Raw genomic sequence first — 26,606 nt, forward strand, 5'->3', positions numbered from 1 at the left:
ATAACTAGGGGTGCATTTGCGGCCTCCGAGGATGGCGTCTCATGATGCGGGACCATCAAACCGATTTTATTAATTTTTGAATTCGTACCAGAAAACGTTCAACATGGCGATACTTATAGACGGGAAAAAGACTTCTGAGCAAATCAAATCTGAAATAGCCTCGCGGGTAGCAGAAATCAAGGCATCGGGAGGAAAAATCCCTCATCTGGCGGCGGTTTTGGTAGGTGAAGACGGAGCGAGTCAAACCTACGTGGGGGCAAAGGTAAAAGCCTGTGAGCAGGTAGGATTCCAATCTACCCTCGTTCGGCTGGACGCGGACATCACCGAAGATGCATTGCTTCATGAAGTGCAGCGTATCAATGATGACGCAGACATCGATGGGCTGATAGTACAATTACCCCTTCCCAAGCATATTTCGGTGGAGAAAGTAACGGCCAAGATCAAACCCGAAAAGGATGTGGATGGCTTTACACCTGCCAATGTTGGCCGAATGGCATTGAATTGGCCCACGTATGTTTCTGCTACGCCATATGGTATCCTAGAGCTTTTGAAGCGTTATGAAATAGAAACGTCCGGAAAGCATTGCGTGGTCATTGGAAGAAGCCACATCGTTGGATCACCCATGAGTATCCTGATGGCCAGAAACGACTACCCGGGCAATTGCACGGTTACCATCACCCATAGCCGTACCAAAGATCTAGCAGAAATAGCCAAGTCTGCAGATATCCTTATTGTTGCATTGGGGCGTCCAGAATTTGTGACTGCTGAGATGGTCAAGGAAGGAGCTGTGGTAATTGATGTAGGTATACACCGAGTCGCTGACGAATCGAAGAAGAGCGGCTTTCGCTTAATCGGTGACGTAAAGTTTGACGAGGTCGCTTCTAAGGCCTCTGCCATTACACCTGTTCCTGGAGGAGTAGGTCCCATGACCATCGCATCCTTGCTCTATAATACGCTTTTAGCGGCGGAGCGGAAAATTTATCCTTGATTTCCTCGTTTACATAAAAACATTCACCAGCGGTTCAATCACCCGCTTTACCAAAAATTTCATGGAAGAAACTACAGCAGCTACACAAGGGTTGAAATTACCTTTGATGGAAGCTTTTTATACGATTCAAGGCGAAGGTAAATTTACCGGACATCCGGCTTATTTCATTCGGCTAGGAGGATGTGACGTGGGTTGTGTATGGTGCGATGTGAAGGATTCTTGGGATTTGGATCGGTGGCCGGCGGTGGATATTGCAGACATCGTAGCGGGGGCACTAACCCATCCTGCAAGGTTGGCTGTAATCACGGGAGGGGAGCCCTTGATGCATGACCTAGGGCCATTGACGCGCATGTTGAAGGAAAATGGTTTCCAGATAAATATTGAAACTTCCGGAGCACATCGCTTTACGGGAGAGTTTGACTGGGTGTGTTTTTCGCCCAAAAAGTTCAAGGAGCCACATCCCGATATCTACGACAAGGCGAACGAATTGAAGGTGGTGGTTTACAACAAGAGTGATTTCCAGTTTGCCGAGGAGCATGCTGCAAGGGTTTCGGATCGCTGTGTCAAATTATTGCAGCCGGAATGGTCAAAGTCTGGTGTAATGCTGGAAAAAATCATAACTTATGCGAAAAATCACCCAACCTGGCAGATTTCTCTACAGACCCATAAATTCATGAATATTCCTTGATGTATGATTGCCCGGAATAGCCTCCTTGTAATTCTCCTTCTCAGTCCTTTATTCACTTTTGGGCAGGAGTATTCCATCATAGACCGGCGGGCGATTCGATTGTACGAAGAGGGGGAGCAGTTTTCCGGGACCAGGCAGTGGGATGAAGCCGCAAAAAGCTATCAAGCGGCCTATGAACGAAGCAGCGATTTTTTTGAGGCCTACCTGCGCCATTCCCAAGTGCTGTTGACCCGGGGTAGTCTGGACAAGGCCATGGAGATTGCAGAAAAGGGAGCTCGGAGAGTAAAGAATCAGCAGGGCTTTAAAGGACGGTTTGGCTGGCTTATTTCAGAAATCCATTTTCAAAAGGGAGATTTTCAGGCTGCGATCGAAACCTTCGAGGCCAGTGTTCCCCTGCTTGAGGAGTCTTTGAAGGAAACCGAGCGTTTTCAGCAACGAAGTCGTCAGTTGGAGTTTATTTCAGAGCAGTTGGGTGAGCAGCTGGATATCCACAAGGAACGCTTGCCTGACCCTCTCAACGGGTTTAGACTTCAATACTTCCCAGTATTGACAGCAGATAGCAAAAAGATACTTTTTACCAAACGGGATGGTCTCCAAAACCACGAACACGAGGATATCTACGTGGCGTATTTGGACGACGAGGAGAATTGGTCCCCACCACAGCCCATTTCCCAATCCATTAATTCCCGATACAATGAAGGTACCTGCACCATCTCTGCAGATGGTAATTTATTGATTTTCACTTCCTGTGACACCCCCGACTCCTTTGGTAGTTGTGACCTGTACCTTTCCCAAAAATTAAAGGGTGTATGGCAAAGGCCGGTGAATATGGGGAAGAACGTCAATTCCAGATTTTGGGATTCCCAACCCTCCTTATCGGCCGATGGTCGGGTACTTTTCTTTTCTTCCAATCGCCGGGAAGGGTTTGGAGGAAACGATATCTGGTATTCTGAGCGATTGGACGACGGGTCTTGGGGTGTGGCAAAAAATCTGGGACCCAAGGTGAATACAGAAAGAGACGAGGTTTCCCCCTATATTTTTTTCAATAACGAGGTTCTGTTTTTTGCGTCGGATGGGCACCTGGGGTTTGGAGGCAAGGACTTGTTCCTGTCCCGCTTCAGTGGAGGTGAGTTTGGGGAGCCACAAAACCTCGGTTATCCAATAAACGACCAAAATGACCAATTGGCACTATTTATCACGGCCCAGATGGATTATGCCTACTATACTGAGAATATCTTCCACGAAGGCAGACCAGACAGTAGTTTCTTGTATCGGTTCAATTTTCCCCAGGACATCTACCTGGGGGAAAAAATACTGGTCACCGAGGGGATGGTCCTTGATGCCAAGACTGGCGAGCCCATAGATGCTAGGTTATCGTTGGTGGCGTTGGAAAATGACAGTACCATGTACGAGTTTCGGTCAGACGGCAAGACGGGGCAATTCTTGATGCTGTATCCCGACAAGGGTCAGGCTGGGCTGTATGTGGAGAGAGAGGGTTTTGTTCCTAAGATTTTCAACGTGGAAAAGGACAGCCTCAAAAATCGGGATAACTTGGTTATTTCTCTCGATCCGATTGAAAGTGGGACTTACTTTATTTTCGAGAATGTTTTTTTTGATTTCGATAGAACAGATTTGAAGGAAAACTCCATTGCGTCGCTAAACAGACTCAAGGCTTTTTTAACCCAAAATCCCGGGTTGCGCATTCGAATCGAAGGCCACACAGACAATGTAGGGAATACAGCGTACAATGAAAAGCTAAGCCGTCAGCGTGCAGAGAGTGTGAGAGATTTTTTGATTCAGGCAGGTGTAGCCTCCGAGACCGTAGATGTTTTGGGAAAGGGAGATAAATCTCCCTTGGTACCCAACGATTCAGAGGAAAATCGAGCCTTGAACAGAAGAATCGAGGTCGTGATTTTGTGATTCAGGGTAGTTGGTCAAAAAAATATCTACCGTTTGTATTATAATGTTTGCGATTTTTTCAAACTCAATCGAAGTTAAGGTGTTTATTTGGAGATGCCACTTGATTCAAAGCAAGTTGCAACCGATTCCAATTAGGGAAATTGGATCATGGAATATTTCCACTGTGCAGCAAGAAGGAGACTAGATACAATCCGGAAAAAATGATCGCACAGTAAACAAAGCATTTATGGGTTTAGAAATAAAGTAACGGAAGGCGATTATTTATGGTGGTAATTTTGATATATTGGGAAGACGTAAACTGCTTAAAAAATTCGATATGAGGAAAGCATTACTGGCGTTTATTTTCCTGTTTGCAGTATCTATCACCGTGGAGGCACAGGTGCGCCAGGTCCGTGGGGTGGTGACTTCCGCTGAAGATGGGGAACCGATACCGGGTGTTACTGTTGTCATCCGCGGGACCACGCAGGGCACCATTACCGATTTGGACGGTAATTTTCAATTGTCTGTCCCAGACGACAGGAATGTGTTGGTGTTTCGTTTTGTGGGGTTGCAAACCCAAGAGGTGGCAATTGGCAGTAGGACCAGCCTGACGATTTCCATGCAGCCAGAACTGACTTCTCTCTCAGAGGTGGTGGTGACCGCTTATGGTGACCAAACACGCCGCGAAGTCACGGGGGCCATCGCTTCAGTGAAAGGGGAGATTTTTCAGGATCTGCCGATGCAGTCCTTTGACCGTGCGATGCAGGGTCGGGTAGCTGGTGTACAAGTCACTGCGGCCTCTGGCCAGCCCGGCGGCACGCTGAATGTTCGAATTCGCGGGGTAGGGTCGATTAATGCCGGGACTCAACCGCTGTATATCGTGGATGGGGTGCAGATAGCCCCCGGCGGACTATCTGGGCAAGGTTCTCAAAATGCACTGGCATCTATCAATCCAAATGATATCGAGTCTATCGAAGTATTTAAAGATGCGGCGGCGGCTTCCATTTACGGAGCGCAGGCCTCCAATGGTGTGGTCTTGATAACCACCAAGAGGGGTAAACAGGGTAAGACCAACGTGCGTATCAGTGCACAGGAAGGGATTGTGCAGCCAATAGCGTTTTACGACATGATGAATGCCAATCAATTGGCCTCCATCAAGCGACAGGCTTATATCAATGCAGGGTTGAATCCTTTGGAAGCAGAGCAGCTTTTTGGTAGTCCTGGAGACCGGGAGTTGGAAACCACCGATTGGCTGGGAGCCCTATACCGGGACGGAAGGCTACAAATATACGACATGTCCATGTCAGGAGGGGACGATCGGACCCAGTTTTTCATTTCCGGTTCGCATACCTTTCAGCAAGGACAGATCATTCGGTCTGATTATTCCCGAACAACAGGAAGGCTGAACCTTACCCACCGGGCCAGTGAGCGTTTCACGATCAATGCCAACATATCCTTATCCCGGCAAATCACCAACGGTACCATTGATCGGGGAAATTTCGTCAATAGCCCCTTTGTAGCGGGCTTTGTATCCAGACCCAATGTACCTATTTACAATGAGGACGGCACCTTTGCCGCATATCCCAGTGAGCACCTGTTTGGATACAATATCGTGCAGGGCGTGAACCAAGAATTGCGAAGGGCTACCACCTACCAGTCTGTGTCCAATATTCAGATGACCTATCAGATCCTGCCTTGGCTGGGTTTTACGGGTTTTGGGGGCATCGATTTTTCGGATAACCGGGATGAAAACAACCGACCATCCACCATACCTGCTTTTTCGGCATATGGGGGTTCGTCAACCTATACCGACCGCCGCGTTATCAACTCCAATGCCAACGGTAATTTCAATATCAATAAGAAGTTTAATGGCGTTCACACCATCTCTGGAATCCTGGGGTATGAATACAAAGGGGAAACCTCCGAGGCGACCTCTGCTACCGGGCGTGGATTTCCCAATCCAGTGTTGAGGTACCTCCAAAATGCGGCACAGCCGTTCGATGTGGGAGGATTTTTCACGGAGTACAAGAGGGCGGGGTTTTTCTCGCAGGCAAAGTATGATTATGCCGACAAATATACCTTCGACATTACGGCCCGACGGGATGGATCCTCCAGATTTGGGGCCAATACGCGATGGGGAAATTTCGGAGCAGTATCTGCCGGATGGCGCATTTCGGAGGAGGCATTCATACAGAATACCCCTTGGTTGGACAATTTGAGGTTACGGGCATCTTACGGGATCACCGGAAATTCCGATATTGGCAATTTTGTGGCTAGAACCCTCATAGGCACTTCCGGGCAGTATTTGGGAGGTGGTGCCCTTAGGTTTACACAGTTAGGTAATGACTTACTCACGTGGGAAGAGGCTGCTTCCACCAATATCGGCATCGATGGGACATTTTTTAACGGACGGGTCATCGCAACCGTAGATGTTTGGAGAAAAGACTCCCGGAGGCTTCTTTTTGAGACACAATTGCCCATCGACTCCGGTTTTGGTGCAATCACCCGTAATACGGGAAAACTCAGAAACCAAGGTATTGACTTCGATTTGCAGACCACCAACGTGGTTTGGGGAAAGTTCCGATGGAACACTGCCTTCAATATTTCCATCTTTTCCAATGAACTGTTAGAGTTATACGAGGGGCTCGACCGAATAGGAAACGATTTGATTGTAGGTAAGCCAGTGGATTTTTACTATGCCTACGAGTATGCGGGGGTCAATCCGGCAAATGGTTCACCCATGTATTTCGATCAATTTGGAGAATATACGTACCTTTTGTCTGACGACGATCAAAAATACATAGGCAGCGCTTTGCCCTGGAATTTTGGAGGGCTTTCCAATACCTTTCGATATGGGCCGGTGTCCTTGGAGGTGTTTTTCCAGTACCAGTTTGGTAATTTGGCTTTTAACCAAGACCTCTATAATATTGCTCAGGCTGGATCCATTGGTCAGGATAATCAGACGGTGGACCAAATTTACTTCTGGAGAAGACCCGGGGATATCACCAACGTTCCCAGGCCTTATGAGGGGGGACGGATTCCGGGTCACTCCGGGTATCAGCAATTTTCCACCAAGCAGATCTCGGACGGGAGTTACGTGCGCCTGAAGCAGGTCACCTTGGATTATACCTTACCGCTGCGCATCACCCAAAAGGCTAAAATAGAGTCTGCAAAAATCTTTGTACAGGGCATCAATCTATGGACCCTGACCAAATACAACGGCTTGGACCCTGAGGTAAATTCATTGGGAAACACCTACGGGACCTATCCAAACTCTCGGCAGGTAACTGCCGGTATTAACGTGAATTTCTGATACGGTATGAACATGAAGGCGAACGTAATTTTATTTTCTGTGATCTGTACGGTATCGATGGTTGCTTGTACGGATTTGGAAACCACACCGAGGCAAAGCCTAACCCCGGAAGTGGCTCTCAGCGATGTGGCTGGTTATCAGGCGGTGGCTAATTCCATGTATAGTTTGGCTAACACCTTCACCTACTACGGCCAACAGATGATGATTGCTCCAGAGATTTTGGCGGATAACTTAAGACTAGTAGCCAATACAGGCAGGTATCAAGGCGAAGAAGCTAACGGTGATAGGGACCATATCGGTCTTTGGAACGGAATTGTATACGGAGGAATCAATGATGCCAACATCATCCTGGCGGGCATAGACGATGAAAACGTGAGGGGAGATCAGCAGGAGAAGGACTTCATAAAAGGAGATGCCTATTTCATGCGGGCACTGTTCTATTTTGATCTGTGCCGGGTATATGGCTACGAACCGGGTAGAGAGGTGGATGGGTTTAATCTGGGTCCTATATTGAGGACTACCCCAACCGTGGCCGCTTCAGATGCGGATTTTAGAGAACGGGCTACAGTTACTCAGGTGTACGAACAGATCGAATCCGATCTTCTGGAGGCGATATCCCTGCTTCCACTCGTGCCGGTGGGCTCGGAGGGAGCGTATTTTGCAAATGCGGGTGCAGCCCTGACCCTCTTAGCAAGGCTTTATCTGTATTGGGGGAGAATGCAGGATGCGGAAGCTGCCGCTACCTCTGTCATGAATGCGTTGGGCCTGCGTACCAATGGGGATGGACTTTCCGAGGCCGGTCAGTATGTGCAAGGCTTTTCCCGTGCCCCTCATCCCGAGTCTCTTTTTGAGTTAGAACTTCGGGTGGTGGATTGGAGCAGTGTGGATGGCGTAAACAACTCGCTCAATTCCCTGGTCTCGAACACTGATCCCAACGCTCAGTTTATCATTGCGGCCTCCAATGAGCTGATGGCAGCCTACGAGCCAGAGGATGTACGTAGAAATTGCTGGGCAGAGACAACTAGGGACGGAATCGAAGGTCCTGTCTTTGCGAGCCGAAAATGGACGGGATACAAAGGGGATTTTTTGGAAAATATTCCCGTCCTAAGGGCAGCGGAGCTCTATTTGATCCGCGCAGAGGCCAGGTACCAAAGCAACCCAGCTGGTGCTAGGGCAGATATCAATGCCTTGCGCTCCAAAAGAGGACTCGGTCCGGTGGATAACCTCCTTTCCGGAGTGGCCCTGAGGAATCGTATCCTACTGGAAAGGCGACTGGAGTTTGCGCTGGAGGGACATCGTTTTTTCGACCTGAAACGGAATGGGTTGAATATTACGAAACATGCCAATTTTGAAGAGGTGCCTTACACGGACTATCGCATACTTTCTAATATTCCGCTCGCGCAAATCCAGTTAAACGAGCGGTTAGTCCAAAATCCAGGATATTAATTATGATACAGGTAGTCAAAAACGCTTCTGCAATGATCATGCTAGCTCTACTCGGGTTGGTGGGTGTTTCCTGTATGGAGGATTCAGGGTTTAACATTGTTTGGAATGGCCTCGAGGTGGAATTTGAAGAAGCTTCCAGACCGAATGGTGCGGTACGTCGGGTGGTGACGCAGAATTCCGCCACGCAGGTGGATCAAACCAGTGTCCGAATTAATTTGGTAGGTGCGCACATCAACGAACCAGTGGAGGTAACTATAGGAGTGGATCCGAGTTCCACGGCTGTCCGAAATGTGCATTTTAGGTTGCTTGTTAGCCAGGTAACCATCGCGCCAAACACCAGTTTTGTAGAGGTTCCCATAGAAATTCTGACGGGTAACTTGGGTTCAGAGGAGGAGCCAAACCTGGTGCTTGCCATTTTGGACGCAGGAAACACCAAGATCAGTGCAAACTACAACAAAGTGACAGTTGAAATACGGCTGTCCTGCCCTTCCGACTTGGCAGGAAGGTACAGCACGGTCACTGCTGGCCCAGGCGGTACCACCAATTACGAGGTGACGATCACCGAGATCGAACCATTTACCTATCGAATCTCTGATATAACAGGTGGTGTTTACTCTCAGGTGTTTGGAGGCAACGATAACCCGGCGATCTTCACCGAACTCTGTGGCGAGATCACCATCACTGATCAACCCGATGTGGTTTTTGGAGGAGGTGCTTTTAACGGAACCGGCAGGGTGAATGCAGATGGTACACTACGCATCACGTGGAGCAACGATGCCGAAGATAGTGGTGTCACCACATTGACCAGGATCCCCTGAGGATGGTCTGAGCGAATGAAGGAAACGTAATCAGTTCCCAAACAGGGAGCTGATTGGATGATATACACTAGCTATGAGAATAGGAATTATAATCGCGCTTTTGATGGGGTTAAGCTTCCAAGCTGCTGCTCAAGATGTCAATGCGCAGCGCTCCGAGATGTTGGAGATCCGGCGCGAGGTCGTAGAGGGATTACGACAGCGGGTGGCCCGGTATTCCCTAAGCACTCAGGAAAAGGAGGTCATTACACAGCGATTGGGGATTCCCATGGTGATTGACCTAGACTCGGAGCGGCAGGCAAGATTTCAATATCTGGATGAGGATGCTCATCCCGTCTATTTTACCACCCATAACGTAGCTGCTGCAGCAACAAATGGGGTCCGTGCCCTACAGGCTGGGGGTAGCTTAAATCTGGGATTGGCAGGTCAGGGAATGGTGATTGGTATTTACGATCAGACTCGGCCCCGGGCCAATCACAATGAATTTGGCAATCGGGTAACGCAGATCGACGGTTCCACAGAAACACTGAGTAACCACGCTACCCACGTAACCGGAACCATTCTTGCCCGTGGAAACAATCCCAATGCAAGAGGTATGGCCAACGAAGCCACCGGCTGGGCCTTTAACTGGGACGCCGATATCTCCAAAATGCTGCAAAACGGCTACGATCCTGACCTATTGCCTACCGGTCACCTGGTGTCCAATCACTCTTATGGCATATTGGTGGGTTGGTTTAGAGACAATAACGGCAACTGGGCTTGGTCCGGCAACGAAAGCGTGAGTCCAAGAGAGGACTACCGGTTTGGTTTTTACACCAACCGTACCCGGCAGATCGATGAGGTAGCCTTTGCAAAGCCCTATTACACGGTGGTATGGGCCGCGGGAAATGACCGCAACGATGTAGGTGACGGTAGCCGGGATTCCGATGGACCGGACGATTCTATCGGACCGGAAGGAGTGGCAAAAAATAACATCGTCGTAGGTGCGGTCAATTCCGTCACCAATTACACAGGCCCCCAATCTGTGGTGATGAGTCCCTTTTCCAGTTGGGGTCCCGTAGACGACGGGAGAATAAAGCCTGATTTGGTGGCTATGGGCGTTAATGTGTTCAGTTCTTCGATCATCAACGATGGGGCGGCGGACGGCTACGCTTCGTTAAGCGGTACGTCCATGGCTGCTCCCAATGTGTCAGGAGCATTTTTGTTGTTGCAGGAGCTGTATAGAAACCGGAATGCGGGAAGGTATATGCGATCAGCTACGGTTAAAGCACTCGCTATCCACACGGCGAGGGAAGCGGGCATGAACGACGGACCAGATTACATGTTCGGCTGGGGGTTATTGGATGCCGAGGCCTCTGCCAGGATGATAATCGATGAGAACGGCTCTTCCAGAGCCATCAGAGAACTCACCCTGGAAAACAGCCAAACGTATGAATTTGAATTTATATCCGACGGCATTGAGCCCGTCATAGCGACCATCGCCTGGACCGATCCCCCGGGAACTTCACCCGCGCCCTCATTAAATCCCCGAACGCCGATGTTGGTCAATGACCTGGATATGCGGATCATCGGGGAGGATGGGACGGTATTCTTTCCTTGGTCACTAAACCCGAATAATGGCGTGAGCGCCGTAGCAGCCCGGAACACAGACAACACGCGGGATAATGTAGAAAAGATCGAAATCCGGACGCCTATTTCCCAGCGATATACCGTCCGCGTGACTCACAAGCGGAATCTACAGCACGGCAGACAGCCATTTAGCTTGGTATTATCCGCAGGCGTGATCGATGGGCAAGTGAATACACTTTATTGGATAGGGCAGAATGCCGGATGGAATAACCCAAATAACTGGTCGTTGAGCAGCAATGGTCCTCCGGCTGGGCTCATTCCCGGTGAAGGAACCCGGGTGGTGATTGACCGTCCGGTACCCGGAAATCGGATCGCGCTCATTTCCAATACCCGTGTGTTTAGCTTGAACGTATTTGGGAGTAGCCCCTTGGAGTTAGATTTGGCAGGAAATGAGCTTATTGTGGAAAGCGGTTTTCGCTCTAGCAATGCCCAAACCAGGGTCAGCAATGGCTCGCTAGTCTTTGACAACACAGGTACCAGTGAAAACGTGCTGGATTTTGGGCAGGTTGCTTTGGATCGGGTAGGGGTTCGTGTGCGCAACGGGAGATGGCGGGTATTGACCGCCCCCACGTTGAGCGAGTTAGCGCTCTCTGATGCCGAGGTGGATTTTGACCTGCCGAGCATTTCGGTTGGAGATTTTACGGTGGGGCCCAATACCAGCATCCAAGGACGTTTGGAGCAATTGGTTTTTTCAGGATCGGTGGACATTGCGGCAGATGCCGCGATTTCCGGTCAGTTTACGTATCGTTTTACGGGAGCCAACGGGAGTTTCAATGATGGTACCAGGTCCCCCATTTCCGGGTTTACGGCAGATGGAGGCATCGCCGACCTACAATCCATCGGCATCATAGGCAATCTGCGCCTAAACAGTGGATCCGTGAATATCAGCCAAGAATCTGTGGAAGTGAACGTATGGAGCATGATTCGAGGAGTGGAGTTGTCACTCGCCGATGGGTCTACACTACGGGTCGCTTCTAGTATTCAGCACGACGAGGTGGGCTCGGGCACGACCCGCATACGCTCCTCGGGACGTGCCACGATCACTCATCCAGTTTATCGCAAGTACTGCTTTCGACAGATTAGTGTTACTAACGTGGATTTGGCAGGAGATGCCATCATCAACCTGGGTCCGGGAGCAAGTATCAGTAACAGCGCAAATTGGTTGAACATCTCTTGTGACAACGTGTTGTTCCCGAATTTTGAGGTTCGCTTTTCCTGTGTAGGTGGTCTAACAGAATTTGTCAATCTCACGGAAGGAACAGTCACCTCGTATAGTTGGAATTTCGGCAATCTCGGTAGTTCCACTGCGGAGAATCCTACCTTTATGTTCAATAACGCCAGGAACTACACGGTCACGTTATTGGTCAGGGGTCCAGGAGGACAGCGTACGTTTCAGCAGAATATAACAGTCACTGCCAACAGCTTGCGGCAGCCCGAAATAGTAGTTAACGGTTCGCAACTTACCTCCTTGGTGCCGGCATCTCGGTACCAATGGTACAGAAACGGGGTACGCTTGCCAAATGCGACTTCCCGCTCGTTGATGGCAACCGACGGAGGGTCTTACCAGGTAGCCGTGATCGACGATCAGTGCAACCGCCTTTCTTCGGCAGTGGTTATTTCTAGCCTAGAGCCAGCCCCCGAGCCGGAGTTGGCCAGACGGGGGTATTCCATCGGACCCAATCCGTTTGATAAACAAATTACCGTCACGATAAATAACGATCACAGGGGAATGGTTTATTACGGGCTTTACTCCAGTTCTGGGGTCTTGGTAAGCAACTTTGAGCTCATGAAAAATCAGCAGCAGGTTACCCACGAGATGGAAATGCCGGAGGCGAAAGGGCTTTATTTGATGATTATTAGGGCAGGGGCAGAAGTTGTTCAGCATAAGTTGGTAAAGTAGTACATGGAATCTGTGCACGATGAAAGGACTGGGCTTTTGGATTAAGCAGCGAAATATGTTCGATAGTAATGTGTTGGCAAGCCATGAGTACAATCGATTCTTCTGAATCTGACATTCGTGCGTTTATTTTTGCTTTTTTTGTACCTTTGCACCTCGAATAGTAAGCAGCCATGATACACGTGTGTAGGAAAGAGCATTTTAACGCCGCCCATAAGTTATGGAACCCGAATTGGTCGGAGGAAAGGAATACAGAAGTGTTCGGACCCTGTGCCAACGCGAACTGGCACGGCCATAATTTTGAGCTGATCGTGACCGTCAAAGGGAAGCCCGACCCGGAAACGGGGTTTGTGGTGGATCTGAAGCAGCTTAGCACGCTGATCCGGCAGGAAATCATCGCCAAAGTAGATCACAAAAACCTCAACTTGGATGTGCCCTTCATGGAGGGCAAGATGGCCAGTTGTGAAAATTTGGTGATTGAGTTTTGGAAGATCCTGCAGCCTAAAGTGGAAGCACTGGTAAAGGAGGGGGGATTGTACAAATTGACACTTTACGAGACCCCCCGAAATTTTGTAGAGTACTTTGGTGATTGATTTTTACCCTAATCCGGTATGCCTTGAAATATTACCTTATCGCCGGTGAACGATCCGGTGACTTGCACGCAGCCAATCTGATGGCTGAAATCCAACGCTTGGATGCAAATGCCCAGTTTCGGGGCATGGGTGGAGACTATATGATCGGTCAGGGCCTTCAGGCTGCGGCACATTATGAAGCGGTATCCCTTATGGGCTTTTTGGAGGTATTGATGGGGTTTCGCAAGGTGTTCAAGTACCTGAAACTGATCAAGGCGGATATCGAAACTTTTAGGCCAGACGCCATTATTTTGGTCGATTTTGCCGGGTTTAACATGCGCATAGCCAAATTTGCAAAGTCCAGAGATATACCGGTACACTATTACATCGCCCCAAAGGTCTGGGCTTGGAATCAAAAGCGTGCACTAACGTTGAAAAAATATTGTCATCGACTCTACGCCATACTGCCTTTTGAACCTGGCTTTTTCAAGAGATTTGGGATGGAGGTTCCCTATGTTGGCAATCCGCTTAGGGATGAATTGGACAAATTTGTTCCTGACAGGGAATTTTTGGCAACCCATAATTTGGGGAAGAAGCCCATAGTAGCGCTTCTTCCTGGAAGTAGGAGGCAGGAGGTGATGGCCATGCTCGACACCATGATCGGGCTGGTGCGAGAACAAAAGCAGTGGGATTTTGTAATAGCTGGTGTGCGTAATCTTCCAGGGGAGGTGTACGCAGAGGCTAGGAAGGAGGGTATTAACGTTGTTTTTGATCGAACCTATGACCTGCTCTCTGTCGCTCATGGCGCAGTGGTTACGTCTGGCACGGCTACGCTGGAGACCGCACTGTTCGACGTGCCGCAGGTGGTAGTTTACCGGACCAGCACATTCACCTATGCCATAGCAAAAAACTTGGTGAAGGTTCCCTATATTTCCCTTGTAAACCTGATTGCCGACAAAGAAGTTGTAAGAGAGCTTATCCAGCATGAGTACACTATGCAGCATCTGGGCAACGAACTGAAAATGCTTATGGAGGAAGGAGCGGGAAGGGAGCGGATATTGGAAGGGTATGCGTTGATCCAAGAAAAATTGGGTATAAAAAAAGCCTCGCAGGAAACTGCGAGGCTTATATATGCTGATGTACAGTAGGCACCTAAGCCACCTGTAGTTTTTTGAACTTGGATTTTTCGAACTGCGATTTTGCGTAAGCTTCGTCGATGGTGAGTTCCTTTACGGTCTCGTCTGACGGAAGCTCGTACATGGCATCGGTAATGATGGCTTCGCAAATGGACCTCAGGCCTCTGGCTCCCAGGTTAAACTCCACCGCTTTGTCTACGATAAAATCTATACCGGACTCATCGAAGGACAGGCTCACATTTTCCATTTCCATCAGTTTGATGTACTGCTTTGTCAGCGCATTCTTTGGTTCAGTTAGGATCTTTTTGAGGGTAGCTCGATCCAGCGGATCCAAGTGGGTAAGCACCGGTAGCCTGCCGATCAATTCTGGTATTAACCCAAAGGATTTTAGATCCTGAGCCGTCACGTACTGCAACAAATTGTTTCGGTCGATAAACTCGGTCTCTGACTTCTTGCTGAACCCCATGGGCTGGGTATTCAGACGGTTGGCGATGTGACGGGTAATGCCGTCAAATGCGCCACCGCAGATGAAGAGGATATTTTCCGTATTTACGGCAATCATCTTTTGATCCGGGTGTTTTCTCCCTCCTTGCGGCGGTACATTGACCACCGTCCCTTCCAGCAGTTTCAGCAGGGCCTGCTGTACGCCTTCCCCGCTTACGTCGCGGGTGATGGAGGGATTGTCCGACTTGCGGGCTATTTTATCCAGCTCATCGATGTAGACAATGCCCCGTTCGGCAGCTTCTACGTTGTAATCGGCTGCCTGCAGCAACCTGGTTAGAATGCTTTCCACATCCTCCCCCACGTATCCTGCCTCAGTAAGCACCGTTGCATCCGCAATGCAGAAGGGGACTTCTAGGATTTTTGCCAAGGTTTTTGCGAGGTAGGTTTTTCCGGTTCCGGTATCGCCCACCATGATGATGTTGGATTTTTCAATCTTTATTTCATCCTCGTCAAAATCCTTTTGGCTTAGACGCTTATAGTGGTTGTATACAGCTACCGTCAGTACTTTTTTCGCTTCCTGCTGACCGATGACATATTGGTCGAGGTACTCATTAAGCTCTTTGGGTTTCCGTAACTTAAATTTAGGCTTCTTGGTTTGCTTCTTTGTGCGGTCTTCTTCGCCCAATATCTGATAAGCTTGCTCTATGCAAAAATTACAAATATGGGCGGATATCCCCGAAACCATTAGGTCTACATCTTTTTTATTCCTACCACAAAAGGAACACGTTGTTTGAGCCATTACTTATTGTTTACTTTTTCTGGTCAGTACTTCGTCTACCAACCCGTACTCTTTCGCCTGATCTGCTCTCATCCAGTAGTCACGGTCGGAATCCCGCTCGATGACTTCAATAGGTTGCCCACTGTGCTGCGCAAGGATTTCGTAGAGTTCTTTACGCAATTCCAGGATTTGTTTTACCGTGATCTCCATATCCTTGGATTGGCCCTGCATACCTCCGGAAGGTTGATGGATCATGATGCGAGAATGCGGAAGTGCCGCACGCTTGCCAGCTGCTCCTCCTGCTAACAGTACCGCTCCCATGGAAGCAGCCAATCCTGTACAGATGGTACCCACTTCTGGATTGATGTATTGCATGGTGTCGTAGATACCAAGCCCTGCATACACGGATCCTCCGGGGCTGTTGATGTAGAGCAGCACGTCCTTCTTGGAATCCACAGATTCCAAAAACAGCAACTGGGCGGTAATGATATTGGCAATGTGATCATCCACGCCCGTTCCAAGGAATATAATCCTATCCATGATCAAGCGTGAAAAGACGTCGATTTCGCGGAAATTTGTAGGTCGCTCCTCAATCACTGCCCTGGTCATGCTTTCTACATGCTGGGTATATTGGTCAAATGCCATACCGTTTACACCTCGGTGTTTGACGGCAAAATCTCTCAATTCTTTCTTATTCAACATACTTTGCGTTTTATGAATGTTACAAAAATAAAAAAAGCCCTTAAAAAAGGACTTTTTATTTAACATTTAATTCGTAGAATTAGTTTTCTAAAAGCTCATTGAACTTTTCGACGGAGATGACTTCCTCTTCAAGCCCGACTTTTTCCTTGATGAAGGACAGCACTTTGTCGTTTTGTACAGAGGTCAGCATCTGCATGTAATTTTGTCCTTCATTGCCCTGTAGGTAGTTGTTGACAAACATGTCCATGTTATTTTCCATCTGAGCACCGAGTCCGGAAGAAGCCAACTGTTCGCGAATCATGGCCTTCGTTTTCTCTATTACATCCTCATGTTCTGCCTTGATGCTGTGCTCTTCGGCCATTTTGTTAGAGATCAGGGACCAAGTAAGTTGTTGTGCGTAGGCAGGATATTCCTTTTCTACTTCTTCTTCGCTCACCTTGCCGTCATTGGCTCTAACGAGCCATTCCTTTAAGAAGCTCTCAGGAAGTTCGATCTTTGAGCCTTCGATGAGATGCTTTTTCAGCTCTTCCTCGGCATAGAGTTTCATTTCCTTGTTGTAATTTTCTCCGAGGATTTCTTTCACCTTTTCGAGGAATTCCTCTTCTGATTTCACTTGGTCGGTGCCGAAAAGCTTATCAAAAAGATCTTGGTTTAGCTCCGCTTCTTCTGTTCGGTTGATATTTTGAACCGTAAAGGTGAACTCTCCAGTGAGGTCTTTGGCTTCCTCTTCTGAGATGTTTAGTACGGAGGCAAGTTCGTCTTTGAGCGCCTTGGAAGGGTCAAATTCGATCACAGCGCCTTTTTCCACCCCGATAAATTTCTTAACCGTTCTTCCATCGATTTTGGAAAGCGGAAGGGAAAGCGTTTTTTCAAAAGATCCGTCGGCGGATTTGAGGTCTCCGTAGAGAAAATCGTTTTCCTCGCTTACCTCGGGATTGGTCATTTTGCCATATTGGCGTTTGATATTGGTGATGGCGTCCTCCAGTTCTTTTTCGGAAACCTCCACTTTATACGCTTTCACCTGCTTGGCTGAGTCCAAGTCAACGGTTACCGACTCCACGAAACCTATTTTATAGTTGAAATCGAATTCTTTCTGATTCTTCCAGTCTATCTGCTTGTCGGCTTCAATCACCGGAAGCGGATCGCCCAAAATCTTGAATTCTTGCTTTTTCAAAAAATCTCCCAAAGAAGCAGAAAGGATGCTGTTGATCTCCTCGACCAATACAGACGTGCCATATAGGTTCTTCACCATGCCAAAAGGAGCTTTTCCGGGTCGGAATCCCTTGATGCTTGCTTTTTTAGCGTAGTCCTTGATTTTGGCATCAACTTTTGGTTGATAATCTGCCTCATTTAAAGTAATTTTAATCGAGGCTTCATTGGCAGCGTGCTTGTCTAATGTAATTTCCAATGGGGTGAAATTTAAAGTTACCGATAACAAAAACCCTCAATCTGAACCATTACTCAAATGTAGTGGTCTAGATCGAGGGAGTTGAAGTGTGCGGATGGAGGGACTCGAACCCCCATGCCTCGCGGCGCTAGATCCTAAGTCTAGTGCGTCTACCAATTTCGCCACATCCGCAGAATAAAACTAAGAAACCAACCTGTCCAGCAAATGAACGAAAGCTGTCTTATTATCAACCTCATGAACAATCGACGAAAACGCCAAATCCATGCCTTTGATTAATGTGGATGCAAATGTACAAATGAATTTTTAAGATTCAAGGGAGGTCCCTAAAAAAGTGTAAAATAATTGCACCCAATCACGATTTGGGACGTATTAATATGTAATTTAGTTGTATGATTAAGGTAGATATAGAGGAAGAACGCAAGGAAATCCTCAAACGATATAGACGGCTTTTGAGAGTAGCCAAACCGCTGTTGAGAGATAATGATGCGAAACTCATCAAAAAAGCGTTCAATATTTCCAACGAGGCACACAAAGACATGCGTCGAAAGTCGGGAGAACCCTATATCTACCATCCCCTGGAAGTAGCCTTGGTTTGTGTAGAGGAGATCGGTTTGGGTACCACCAGCATCATCGCTGCTTTGTTGCACGATGTGGTGGAGGACACCGAGCTTGAGCTTGAGGATATAGAGCGGGAGTTTGGTCCCAAAGTCGCTTCCATCATCGATGGGTTGACCAAGATATCCGGCGTGTTTGAATACGGGACGTCCCAGCAAGCCGAAAATTTTCGCAAGATGCTGATCACCCTCTCCGACGATGTGCGGGTGATTTTAATCAAACTGGCTGATCGGTTGAATAACATGCGGACCTTGGACAGCATGCCCCGGCACAAGCAACTGAAGATTGCCTCTGAAACCAAATACCTCTATGCCCCCCTTTCTCATAGACTAGGTCTTTACAGTATCAAGTCTGAATTGGAAGATCTGTACCTTAAGTTTACCGATAAGGAGACCTACGAATTTATAGTTAATAAAATCAAAGAATCCAGGGTATCGCGAAACAAGTTTATCAAAACGTTTGTGGCGCCAATTGAGGCAGAGCTAAAGCAACAAAATTTCAAATTTGTAGTAAAGGGAAGGCCAAAGTCTATTTTTTCCATCTACAATAAAATGAAGAAGCAGAACATCCCCTTTGAGGAGGTGTATGACCTGTTTGCTATCCGGATTATCATAGACACGGAATTGGAAAACGAAAAGGCCGATTGCTGGCAGGTGTATTCCGTGGTGACGGACTTTTACCGGCCCAATCCGGACCGCCTCCGGGATTGGATCAGCACCCCCCGTGCCAATGGATACGAGTCTCTGCATACCACGGTCATGAGTCAGACTGGTCAGTGGGTGGAAGTGCAGATCCGAACCCAACGGATGGACGATATTGCGGAAAGAGGGTATGCTGCCCATTGGAAGTACAAGGAAAAAGAGAACTCCCCCGAAAAAGGTGCTGTCGGACTGGATGACTGGATCACCCAAGTCCGGACCGTCCTGGAAAACAACGACGGGTCGGCCATCGAGTTTATGGATGATTTCAGGGGCAACCTCTTCAGTGATGAAGTATTTGTGTTCACGCCCAAAGGAGATTTAAAGGTGCTTCCTTTTGGGGCCACAGCCTTGGATTTTGCATTTGAGATTCACTCCGAGGTAGGGAGTACCTGTATAGGTGCCAAGGTAAACCAAAAACTGGTACCTATCGGTCACGTGCTCAAAAACGGTGACCAGGTAGAAATCCTAACCTCCAAAAAGCAGCGGCCCAACGAAGATTGGCTAAAGCATGTGATGACCTCCCGAGCCCGGGCCAAAATCAAGGATGCGCTCAAGGAAGAGAAGAAGCAATACATCCTAGACGGAAAAGAAATCGTTCAGCGGAAGCTCAAGCAAATGAAGATGGAGTTTTCTTCGATGGTGGTAGAGCAGTTAAGGGCCTTTTTCGAAACCAAGACCACAACGGAGTTCTACTATAAGGTAGGAAAGGGAATCATCGATCCCACCTCCATCAAAACGTTTAAAGATTTCAAGCTCGATAAGAAGGATAAGAAGAGCTCCATGAGTAAGATCACGGATGAGTCCTCCTTTACAAAAGAAATCAAAAACCTAAAGGGTCCAGAACACGATCAGCTCCTAATCGGGGAGGATATGGACGTAGTGGATTATATTTTGGCAAAGTGTTGTAATCCGATCCCCGGCGACGATGTGTTCGGGTTTGTGACGGTCAACGAGGGGATAAAAATTCACCGTACCTCCTGTCCCAATGCCTTGGAGCTGCTTTCGAACCATGGAAACCGTGTGATCAAGGCCCGATGGACCAGTCAGCAGGAAATCGCGTTTTTGGCTGGTCTAAAGATCGTAGGTACCGATAGGGTGGGGCTTATCAGCGATTTGACCAAGGTGATATCCAACGAGCTGAAAGTCAACATGCGTTCGATTACCGTGGATTCTGACAGTGGACTTTTTGAAGGAACTATAAAGCTCTATGTCCATAGTACCGGTCATCTGGAGAAATTGATTCATAATCTCTCAAAGGTAAACGGAGTATTAAAGGTGTCTCGGTTCGATTAAGCGTCAGCGCCTAACGTTTGTCGAATTGTACCGTATATTTGTAAAAAATTAGATCGCCGATGGCATTAAACGAAAGTCTGTTCGAAAAGGTAAAGAAGATTTTTACCGCTTATCTGGAAAATAAAAAACTTAGAAAGACACCCGAGCGATACGCGATCTTGGAGGAAATCTATGGCCGAAGCGGCCATTTTGATGTGGAGTCCCTCTACATCAGTATGAAAAATAAAAATTATCGAGTCAGCAGGGCTACTGTATACAATACCTTAGATCTCTTGGTGGAGTGCGACCTGGTGACCAAGCACCAGTTTGGTAAAAACCTGGCCCAGTATGAAAAATCCTACGGTTACAAGCAGCACGACCACCTGATCTGCACCGAATGCCATCAAGTGAAGGAGTTTTGCGATCCCAGGATCCAAACGATCCAAAACACGGTTGGAGAGGTGTTGAACTTCAACATCATTCATCATTCACTTATCTTGTACGGCAACTGCATGGACGAGACGTGTGAATTTAAGCCCAAAGAAAAGGCCAAGTAACTTGGAGCTACCCTATCCAAACTATTGAAAATCCTTATTAACCACGAATTTTTGAAGCCATGAATGTGAATGTCGAAAGCAGCTTAGAGAAGAATAATTTCATTTTAAAAATAGCCGGCGACCTAATAGGGGATGAATCCGGTCCAAAGTTGATGGGGCTGGTGTCGGATGCAATCAACGAGGGGGCGAGAAATTGTGTTGTTGATTTAAGCCATGTGCGCTACATCAGTTCCAGTGGTATAGGCGTTTTGATCACTATTTTGACCAAGATGCGTAACGTGGGCGGCGAGGTGTTTCTCACTTCCCCTTCCGAGCATGTGAAAAAACTGCTGATCATTACCAAGCTCAATAATATTTTTACTGTCTTTGATAGCTTGGAGGAGGCGCTATCTAAGATACCTTAGGGGGTGCTTTGGGGAAATTCCCGTTAAAAAACCGTGGCAGTTGGTTTTTTTTGACGTAATTGCGGGTCTTTCAAAAAAATCAACGTAATTAATAAGAATTCTAGCTTATACCAATGAAAATGGATGTTCTTTTAGGCCTACAGTGGGGCGATGAAGGAAAGGGGAAAGTCGTTGACTACCTCGCCCCGAAGTATCATATTGTAGCAAGGTTTCAGGGCGGCCCAAACGCAGGACATACGTTGGAATTTGATGGCATCAAGCATGTCCTACACCAAATTCCAAGTGGCATCTTTCGAAGTAATCTGAAAAATATAATAGGAAACGGGGTAGTATTGGATCCGGTTATTCTAAAGAAGGAGATCGAGGGGCTCAAAAAGTTCAACATTGATTTCTCCAAGAACCTGTTTGTATCCAAGAAGGCTACCATCATCGTACCTACGCACAAATTACTAGACGCGGCGTACGAAAAATCAAAAGGAGACAAGAAGATCGGGTCAACCCTCAAAGGGATCGGGCCTACCTATCAGGATAAGATCGGTAGGGTGGCCCTTCGGGTAGGAGATATGCTTTCACCTGACTTTCGGGAGAAGTACAACACGCTCGTGGAGCGGCATCTTTCCATTTTAAATTACTATGCCTACGATACCAGCGAATTGACCGCTTTAGAGACGGTGTTTTTCGAGGCGATTGACTTTTTTAAGACCCTAAATTTGGTGGAAAGTGAGTTTGAAGTAAACCTGGCATTGAGTGCAGGTGAGAAGATTCTCGCCGAGGGAGCACAGGGGTCTTTGCTGGACATAGATTTTGGAAGCTACCCTTTTGTTACCAGCAGTAATACGATGACTTCAGGGGCATGCAGCGGCCTGGGCGTAGCGCCTTCCAGAATAGGGGAGGTTTTCGGTATATTTAAGGCCTATTGCACCCGCGTGGGCAGTGGACCCTTTCCCACCGAGCTGTTTGATGCTGACGGAGAGGCGATGAGGCGTGAAGGAAATGAGTTTGGTTCCACGACCGGGCGTCCGCGGAGATGTGGCTGGATAGACCTTCCTGCATTGAAATACAGTATTATGATCAATGGTGTCACTCAGTTGTTTATGATGAAGGCGGATGTATTGAATATCTTTGAAGAGATCAAGATATGTACCCACTATCAATTGGCCGATGGCACGGTGATTGATCGATATTCCTTCGAGTCAGATGCGGCGGAGGTCACTCCGGTATACAAGACGATGAAGGGCTGGCATACCAGTTTGGCTGCTGTAACTTCCTATGAAGAATTTCCACAAGAATTGCGTGAATACGTTACGTATTTGGAGGAGGAGTTGCAAGTGCCCATCAAGATGGTTTCCGTCGGTCCGGACCGTAAACAGACCATCATACGATAGGCATTCATTGTCCAAAAAAAGGCTTCCCTTAACATAAAGTGGAAGCCTTTTTTCTTTTCTGGGATATTTGGTTAATTTAAAGGCCCTTTGACAATATTGCAAAATAACTATTGTTCATGATTTCCCAAATCTGACCTTGAGGCCCACGGCATATTTTCTGCGTTACCTGGTAATGGCATCGTTTGCCCTGATAACCTCTTTGGCTTATGGTCAGGCAGGATTTCCCTATTGTGAGTCATTTCAGTCTAATACGCTTCGTCAGCAGACGGTAGTGGGGGGCAATGCCCGATTGACAGGGCAAGTGCTACAGCTGACCGAAGCCCGCACCAATCAAAATGGGTACGTGTACATCGATATCCCCTTTGCTTCTTCCTTCGGCATCAAGGCCAGTTTTGAATATTTTATTTACGGAGGTGATGGGGCAGACGGACTGACCATGTTTTTATTTGACGCGGGGATTGGTTCCTTTAGCCCAGGTGCCTTTGGTGGGTCGTTGGGATACGCTCAGGGAAATGGCAGAGCGGGCCTTTCTGGTGCCTATCTCGGGGTGGGGTTGGATTCTTTTGGTAATTTTGGAAACCAGGTCGAAGGGAAAAACGGAGGCTTTCCAGGTGCTTTCGACCAACTGCAGCCGAATAGCATTGTGGTGAGGGGACCGGCCTCGGCTGGTTACCCTTTTGTCACAGGGAAGAGGGTGAATCAAGGGGGAGACTTTGGCCTGCCGGCAGCGGATCGGTTTCGCATAGAATCTGAAGGAGGCAGGGTAAATGGACCCAACATGGTGGGACATCGGCGGGTGTTTATAGACCTTCGTCCGTCCCCAAACGGGGTCGGTTTTTTGTTGACCATGGACATGCAGGTGACCACCGTGGCAGGTGCTCCTAGGATGGTCAATTTGTTTCGGGATTTTGCCTATCCCTACCCTCCACCGCCGAATTTGAAGATTGGCTTCTCTGCTTCCACAGGAGGCAATACCAATTTTCACGAAATCAGAAATCTACAGGTGGAAGTATCGGCAGAGGATGATTTGCAGTCACCCGTAGCTTCGGATCTGTCAGACCTTTTAGCCTGCGCGGGACAGGAAAACAGTTATGCCCTGACAGCAAGCGATGTGTTTTTGCCAAATGACAATTCGGTCGTTCAGTGCATCCGGCTTTATCGGAGTTTGGAGGATATTCCGACCGAGGAGGACGATATTTGCCTTCAGGGAGGAGTGTGCGGGGATGAAAGCAAGGTACTGGAATTCCCCGAAGGTATTGTCCAAGTGGATGACTCGGGCACAGGTGTTACCTTCTTTCCATTTGCTGGTACGGAAGGGCAGGCGATTTCTTTATTTTATACCGTAGCCGATAACTACGGGAAGACTTCTGCAGGTAGTCTACTCTCCTTTTCGATCAATACCACGCCCGCTCCAGTTGATTTACTGGTGGATGGCATGCCAATAGCTACTTGGAATATTTGTCCTGGAGAGGAGCTTCCATTGACGGCGGTGGGTAGCGAGGCGTACGAGTACTACGAGTGGTATCGCTTTGGGGAGTTGGTGGATACTACAGGTGACAACGAATTTATCCTAACCCGTGCGGGTGAGTACGAGGTATGGGCTTACAATGCCTTGGGGTGCCCTGCCAAGTCCAGCATATTGACGGTAGAGCAGCCCCCTTTCCCGGCGTTGGCCATCGAATCTCCCATTGTTGCCTGTTTCCCCGAAGAGCTTGTTGATGTGAGGCAGTATATTGAGGAGTACGACGAAGAGGTCTATGACTATCGCGTGATAACGCCTGATGGCGATGAGTTTGTCAATGAGGAGATGGTGGCGCAGTACGTGGCAGGGATTTATTTTGTATCTGTCAAGAACAAAGGGACAGACTGCTGGTCTGAAAACTTGGAATTCCGCATCCGCGTAGTGCCCAGACCAGTGGACGCTGCTTTTGATTATGGCATAGATGGAAGCGACCGAAAAACAGACGATGAAGGATTTGTCCTTACAGTGGATCCGATTTGGTTCAGAGACCAATCTACCGGATCCGTTATTGGCTGGGAATGGGATTTTGGAGATGGTAACAGCAGCAGGACGAGAAATCCAATCCATATCTATGGACAAAAGGGAGATTTTTTGGTAACCCTAACCGTAAGAAGTGAAGGAAACTGCGAGTCCATTGCGCAAATGAACATTGCCATACATAGGTCCTACCGGGTGATGTTTCCCACTGGCTTCACGCCCACGAGTACACAAAACACCCATTTTAGACCTAAGACAAAAGGAATTGCCCAAATGGAGCTATTAGTGTTCAGTGCTTGGGGTGAACTGCTTTTTCAATCCGATGATTTGAACACACCCGGATGGGACGGTAACGTCAATGGCAAGGATGCGCCTCCCGGTACCTACGTATATCGGGTGAACCTGGTGGCAGAGGATGGGGAGGAAATCGTAAAAACCGGTAAATTTTTGATGGTACGATGAGGGCTTTGGTTTACATATTGGTTTTGACCGCTTGGGTTCAGGGATCACTGAGGGCGCAGGATGTGCAGTTTTCGCAGTTTTACGCATCGCCTTTGTACTTGAACCCTGCATTTGCAGGAAGTACCGAATGGACCAGGGTAGGGTTGAATTTTCGAAATCAATGGCCAGGGTTGGACCATTCCTTTTACACCATGTCCGCCTATTTCGATCATTTTATTGATCACCGTAACAGTGGGATTGGGTTTATCGCAAATGCCACCCGGGATAACTTTGCAGATCTTCAAAATGTGGAAGTTGGCTTTTTGTACTCCTACCGGCTGAAGCTTGGTGAGTCTAGGTATTTGCATGCTGGGGCGCAGGGGAGTTTTGTGAACCGGTATGTAAATGTGGAGCAGATTATTCTGGGTACCCAGTTGGATATAGACCGGGGTTCCATTGATATGGATGGAACTTCATGGGTGAATGATGACAGTCAGCGTAGCCACGGAGATCTCAATGTAGGAATGTATTACTACGACAACCGGTTTTGGTTGGGGGTATCGGCCCATCACCTCACCCAACCCTATATTTCCTACATGGAGATAGATATGAACAGGTTACCTATACGCTATTCCATACACGGGGGGTATAAGATTCCCCTGCGGGACGGTATGATTCGGGAATACTTAAACAATATTGAGCAGGAGCGAAGTTTGGCATTTGCGTTTAACTACAAGAGGCAGGGAGTATTTGATCAATTGGATGTGGGGGCAGAGTTTTATTTTCAGCCCGTGATATTGGGGTTTTGGTACCGGGGTCTGCCCACAAAAAATGCATTGCCTAACAACGAGGCTATTGTCGCGCTGCTCGGTTTTTCGCTTCCGAATGATTTGGATATTGGCTACAGTTATGATTTCACGATTTCCAAGCTGGGTTTAAGGAATTCCGGTGGTGCACACGAACTGTCGATTCGTTATACGTTTTTGAATTATAAGCTTGGTAAGAAGAGGGACCGGGTGATCCCTGGCTTTAAGTATTGAATTTTTTTGCTTGATGATCAGTGCTTTTGGAGCAGAGCATGAATTATTTTGCCGATGCTCCTTGCGATAGCGGAAAAATTGTTGACCTTTGCAATCCCAAACGGGGGCTAAGCGCTGGAAGGCGGATTTGAAAAGGGGGGTTGAATGGTTTTGTTGGGCGAGATTTCGGGGCTTGTTTCCGAAAAAAAACCAAAAAAACTTTTGCTGGGGTGGAAAAAGTTTCTACCTTTGCAATCCCAAAAGCGGGGAAGTGGTTTTAAGAGCTGCCCTCTGCATGCCGCGGAAACGTCCGCGGCCATTTTGTCCGGGTCTTTCCGAAGGGGGAGTCACGAGGACGAGAAAGTTCTTTGAAAGGATGTCGACACAAGAATAAGCAGCGGAAGGGAGACTGCGGGGTTTATTCCCTGCGGTATGATCCGGACGCGAATAGAGATTATTTTCCTTTTAGTTAAGGAGAGCCAAGAACTTTACAATGGA

Annotated in this window: 18 protein-coding genes and 1 tRNA gene; 15 read left to right on the forward strand and 4 right to left on the reverse strand. The window is 47.9% G+C overall.

Features of this window, described 5'->3' with window-relative positions:
- The first annotated feature begins 103 nt into the window (after positions 1–103).
- The 9 genes from JJU34_RS05615 to lpxB all read left to right on the forward strand — a co-directional run bounded on the left by JJU34_RS05615 (position 104) and on the right by lpxB (position 14,395).
- Entirely contained in the window at positions 104–988 is an 885-nt protein-coding gene (locus tag JJU34_RS05615) for a tetrahydrofolate dehydrogenase/cyclohydrolase catalytic domain-containing protein (protein ID WP_228691349.1), read from the forward strand.
- Positions 989–1,049: 61 nt separating this feature from the next.
- The gene (locus JJU34_RS05620; RefSeq protein WP_228691350.1) at positions 1,050–1,676 is read left to right on the forward strand and encodes a 7-carboxy-7-deazaguanine synthase QueE; all 627 of its coding nucleotides are present in this window, start codon (positions 1,050–1,052) and stop codon (positions 1,674–1,676) included.
- A gap of 3 nt (positions 1,677–1,679) precedes the next feature.
- Complete coding sequence (locus tag JJU34_RS05625) at positions 1,680–3,596, forward strand: OmpA family protein (protein ID WP_228691351.1); 1,917 nt, start codon at positions 1,680–1,682, stop codon at positions 3,594–3,596.
- Between the two features lie 316 nt (positions 3,597–3,912).
- Positions 3,913–6,888: a TonB-dependent receptor gene (locus JJU34_RS05630; RefSeq protein WP_228691352.1), complete on the forward strand. Its 2,976-nt coding sequence runs from the start codon at positions 3,913–3,915 to the stop codon at positions 6,886–6,888.
- A gap of 12 nt (positions 6,889–6,900) precedes the next feature.
- Positions 6,901–8,334, forward strand: a complete 1,434-nt coding sequence (locus JJU34_RS05635) for a RagB/SusD family nutrient uptake outer membrane protein (protein WP_228691353.1) — start codon at positions 6,901–6,903, stop codon at positions 8,332–8,334.
- Positions 8,335–8,336: 2 nt separating this feature from the next.
- Positions 8,337–9,152 (forward strand): DUF4843 domain-containing protein, encoded by an 816-nt coding sequence (locus JJU34_RS05640; protein ID WP_228691354.1) that lies wholly within the window; start codon positions 8,337–8,339, stop codon positions 9,150–9,152.
- Positions 9,153–9,225: 73 nt separating this feature from the next.
- A complete protein-coding gene (locus JJU34_RS05645) occupies positions 9,226–12,678 on the forward strand; it encodes a S8 family serine peptidase (protein WP_228691355.1) in 3,453 nt (1,150 codons plus the stop codon).
- Between the two features lie 170 nt (positions 12,679–12,848).
- Positions 12,849–13,268, forward strand: coding sequence for a 6-carboxytetrahydropterin synthase (locus tag JJU34_RS05650; RefSeq protein ID WP_228691356.1), 420 nt, complete (start codon positions 12,849–12,851; stop codon positions 13,266–13,268).
- 23 nt (positions 13,269–13,291) lie between these two features.
- Positions 13,292–14,395 carry a lipid-A-disaccharide synthase gene (gene lpxB, locus JJU34_RS05655; protein WP_228691357.1) on the forward strand — a complete coding sequence of 368 codons (1,104 nt, stop codon included), beginning with the start codon at positions 13,292–13,294 and terminating at the stop codon, positions 14,393–14,395.
- Between the two features lie 4 nt (positions 14,396–14,399).
- Here the strand turns inward: lpxB and clpX are convergent, their stop codons facing one another.
- The 4 genes from clpX to JJU34_RS05675 all read right to left on the reverse strand — a co-directional run bounded on the left by clpX (position 14,400) and on the right by JJU34_RS05675 (position 17,886).
- On the reverse strand, positions 14,400–15,626 hold the full coding sequence (clpX, locus tag JJU34_RS05660) for an ATP-dependent Clp protease ATP-binding subunit ClpX (protein WP_209332006.1): 1,227 nt from the start codon (positions 15,624–15,626) through the stop codon (positions 14,400–14,402).
- Between the two features lie 3 nt (positions 15,627–15,629).
- The gene (locus tag JJU34_RS05665) at positions 15,630–16,307 is read right to left on the reverse strand and encodes an ATP-dependent Clp protease proteolytic subunit (protein ID WP_228691358.1); all 678 of its coding nucleotides are present in this window, start codon (positions 16,305–16,307) and stop codon (positions 15,630–15,632) included.
- Positions 16,308–16,386: 79 nt separating this feature from the next.
- Positions 16,387–17,715, reverse strand: coding sequence for a trigger factor (locus tag JJU34_RS05670; protein WP_228691359.1), 1,329 nt, complete (start codon positions 17,713–17,715; stop codon positions 16,387–16,389).
- Between the two features lie 89 nt (positions 17,716–17,804).
- Positions 17,805–17,886 (reverse strand) — tRNA-Leu (locus JJU34_RS05675).
- A 218-nt stretch (positions 17,887–18,104) separates the two neighbouring features.
- Here JJU34_RS05675 and JJU34_RS05680 point away from each other — a divergent pair.
- From JJU34_RS05680 to JJU34_RS05705, 6 genes are all read left to right on the forward strand, one after another.
- Positions 18,105–20,324, forward strand: a complete 2,220-nt coding sequence (locus JJU34_RS05680; protein WP_228691360.1) for a bifunctional (p)ppGpp synthetase/guanosine-3',5'-bis(diphosphate) 3'-pyrophosphohydrolase — start codon at positions 18,105–18,107, stop codon at positions 20,322–20,324.
- A gap of 59 nt (positions 20,325–20,383) precedes the next feature.
- The gene (locus JJU34_RS05685; RefSeq protein ID WP_228691361.1) at positions 20,384–20,860 is read left to right on the forward strand and encodes a transcriptional repressor; all 477 of its coding nucleotides are present in this window, start codon (positions 20,384–20,386) and stop codon (positions 20,858–20,860) included.
- A gap of 59 nt (positions 20,861–20,919) precedes the next feature.
- Positions 20,920–21,264, forward strand: coding sequence for an STAS domain-containing protein (locus tag JJU34_RS05690; RefSeq protein ID WP_228691362.1), 345 nt, complete (start codon positions 20,920–20,922; stop codon positions 21,262–21,264).
- 113 nt (positions 21,265–21,377) lie between these two features.
- Complete coding sequence (locus JJU34_RS05695) at positions 21,378–22,649, forward strand: adenylosuccinate synthase (RefSeq protein WP_228691363.1); 1,272 nt, start codon at positions 21,378–21,380, stop codon at positions 22,647–22,649.
- Positions 22,650–22,821: 172 nt separating this feature from the next.
- Positions 22,822–25,110: a PKD domain-containing protein gene (locus tag JJU34_RS05700; protein ID WP_228691364.1), complete on the forward strand. Its 2,289-nt coding sequence runs from the start codon at positions 22,822–22,824 to the stop codon at positions 25,108–25,110.
- Complete coding sequence (locus JJU34_RS05705) at positions 25,107–26,129, forward strand: type IX secretion system membrane protein PorP/SprF (protein WP_228691365.1); 1,023 nt, start codon at positions 25,107–25,109, stop codon at positions 26,127–26,129. Before JJU34_RS05700 ends, JJU34_RS05705 begins: the two co-directional genes overlap by 4 nt.
- The last annotated feature ends 477 nt before the right edge of the window (positions 26,130–26,606 follow it).

The sequence above is a fragment of the Lunatimonas sp. genome (genome assembly GCF_020832325.1).
Classification (GTDB): Bacteria; Bacteroidota; Bacteroidia; order Cytophagales; family Cyclobacteriaceae; genus Lunatimonas.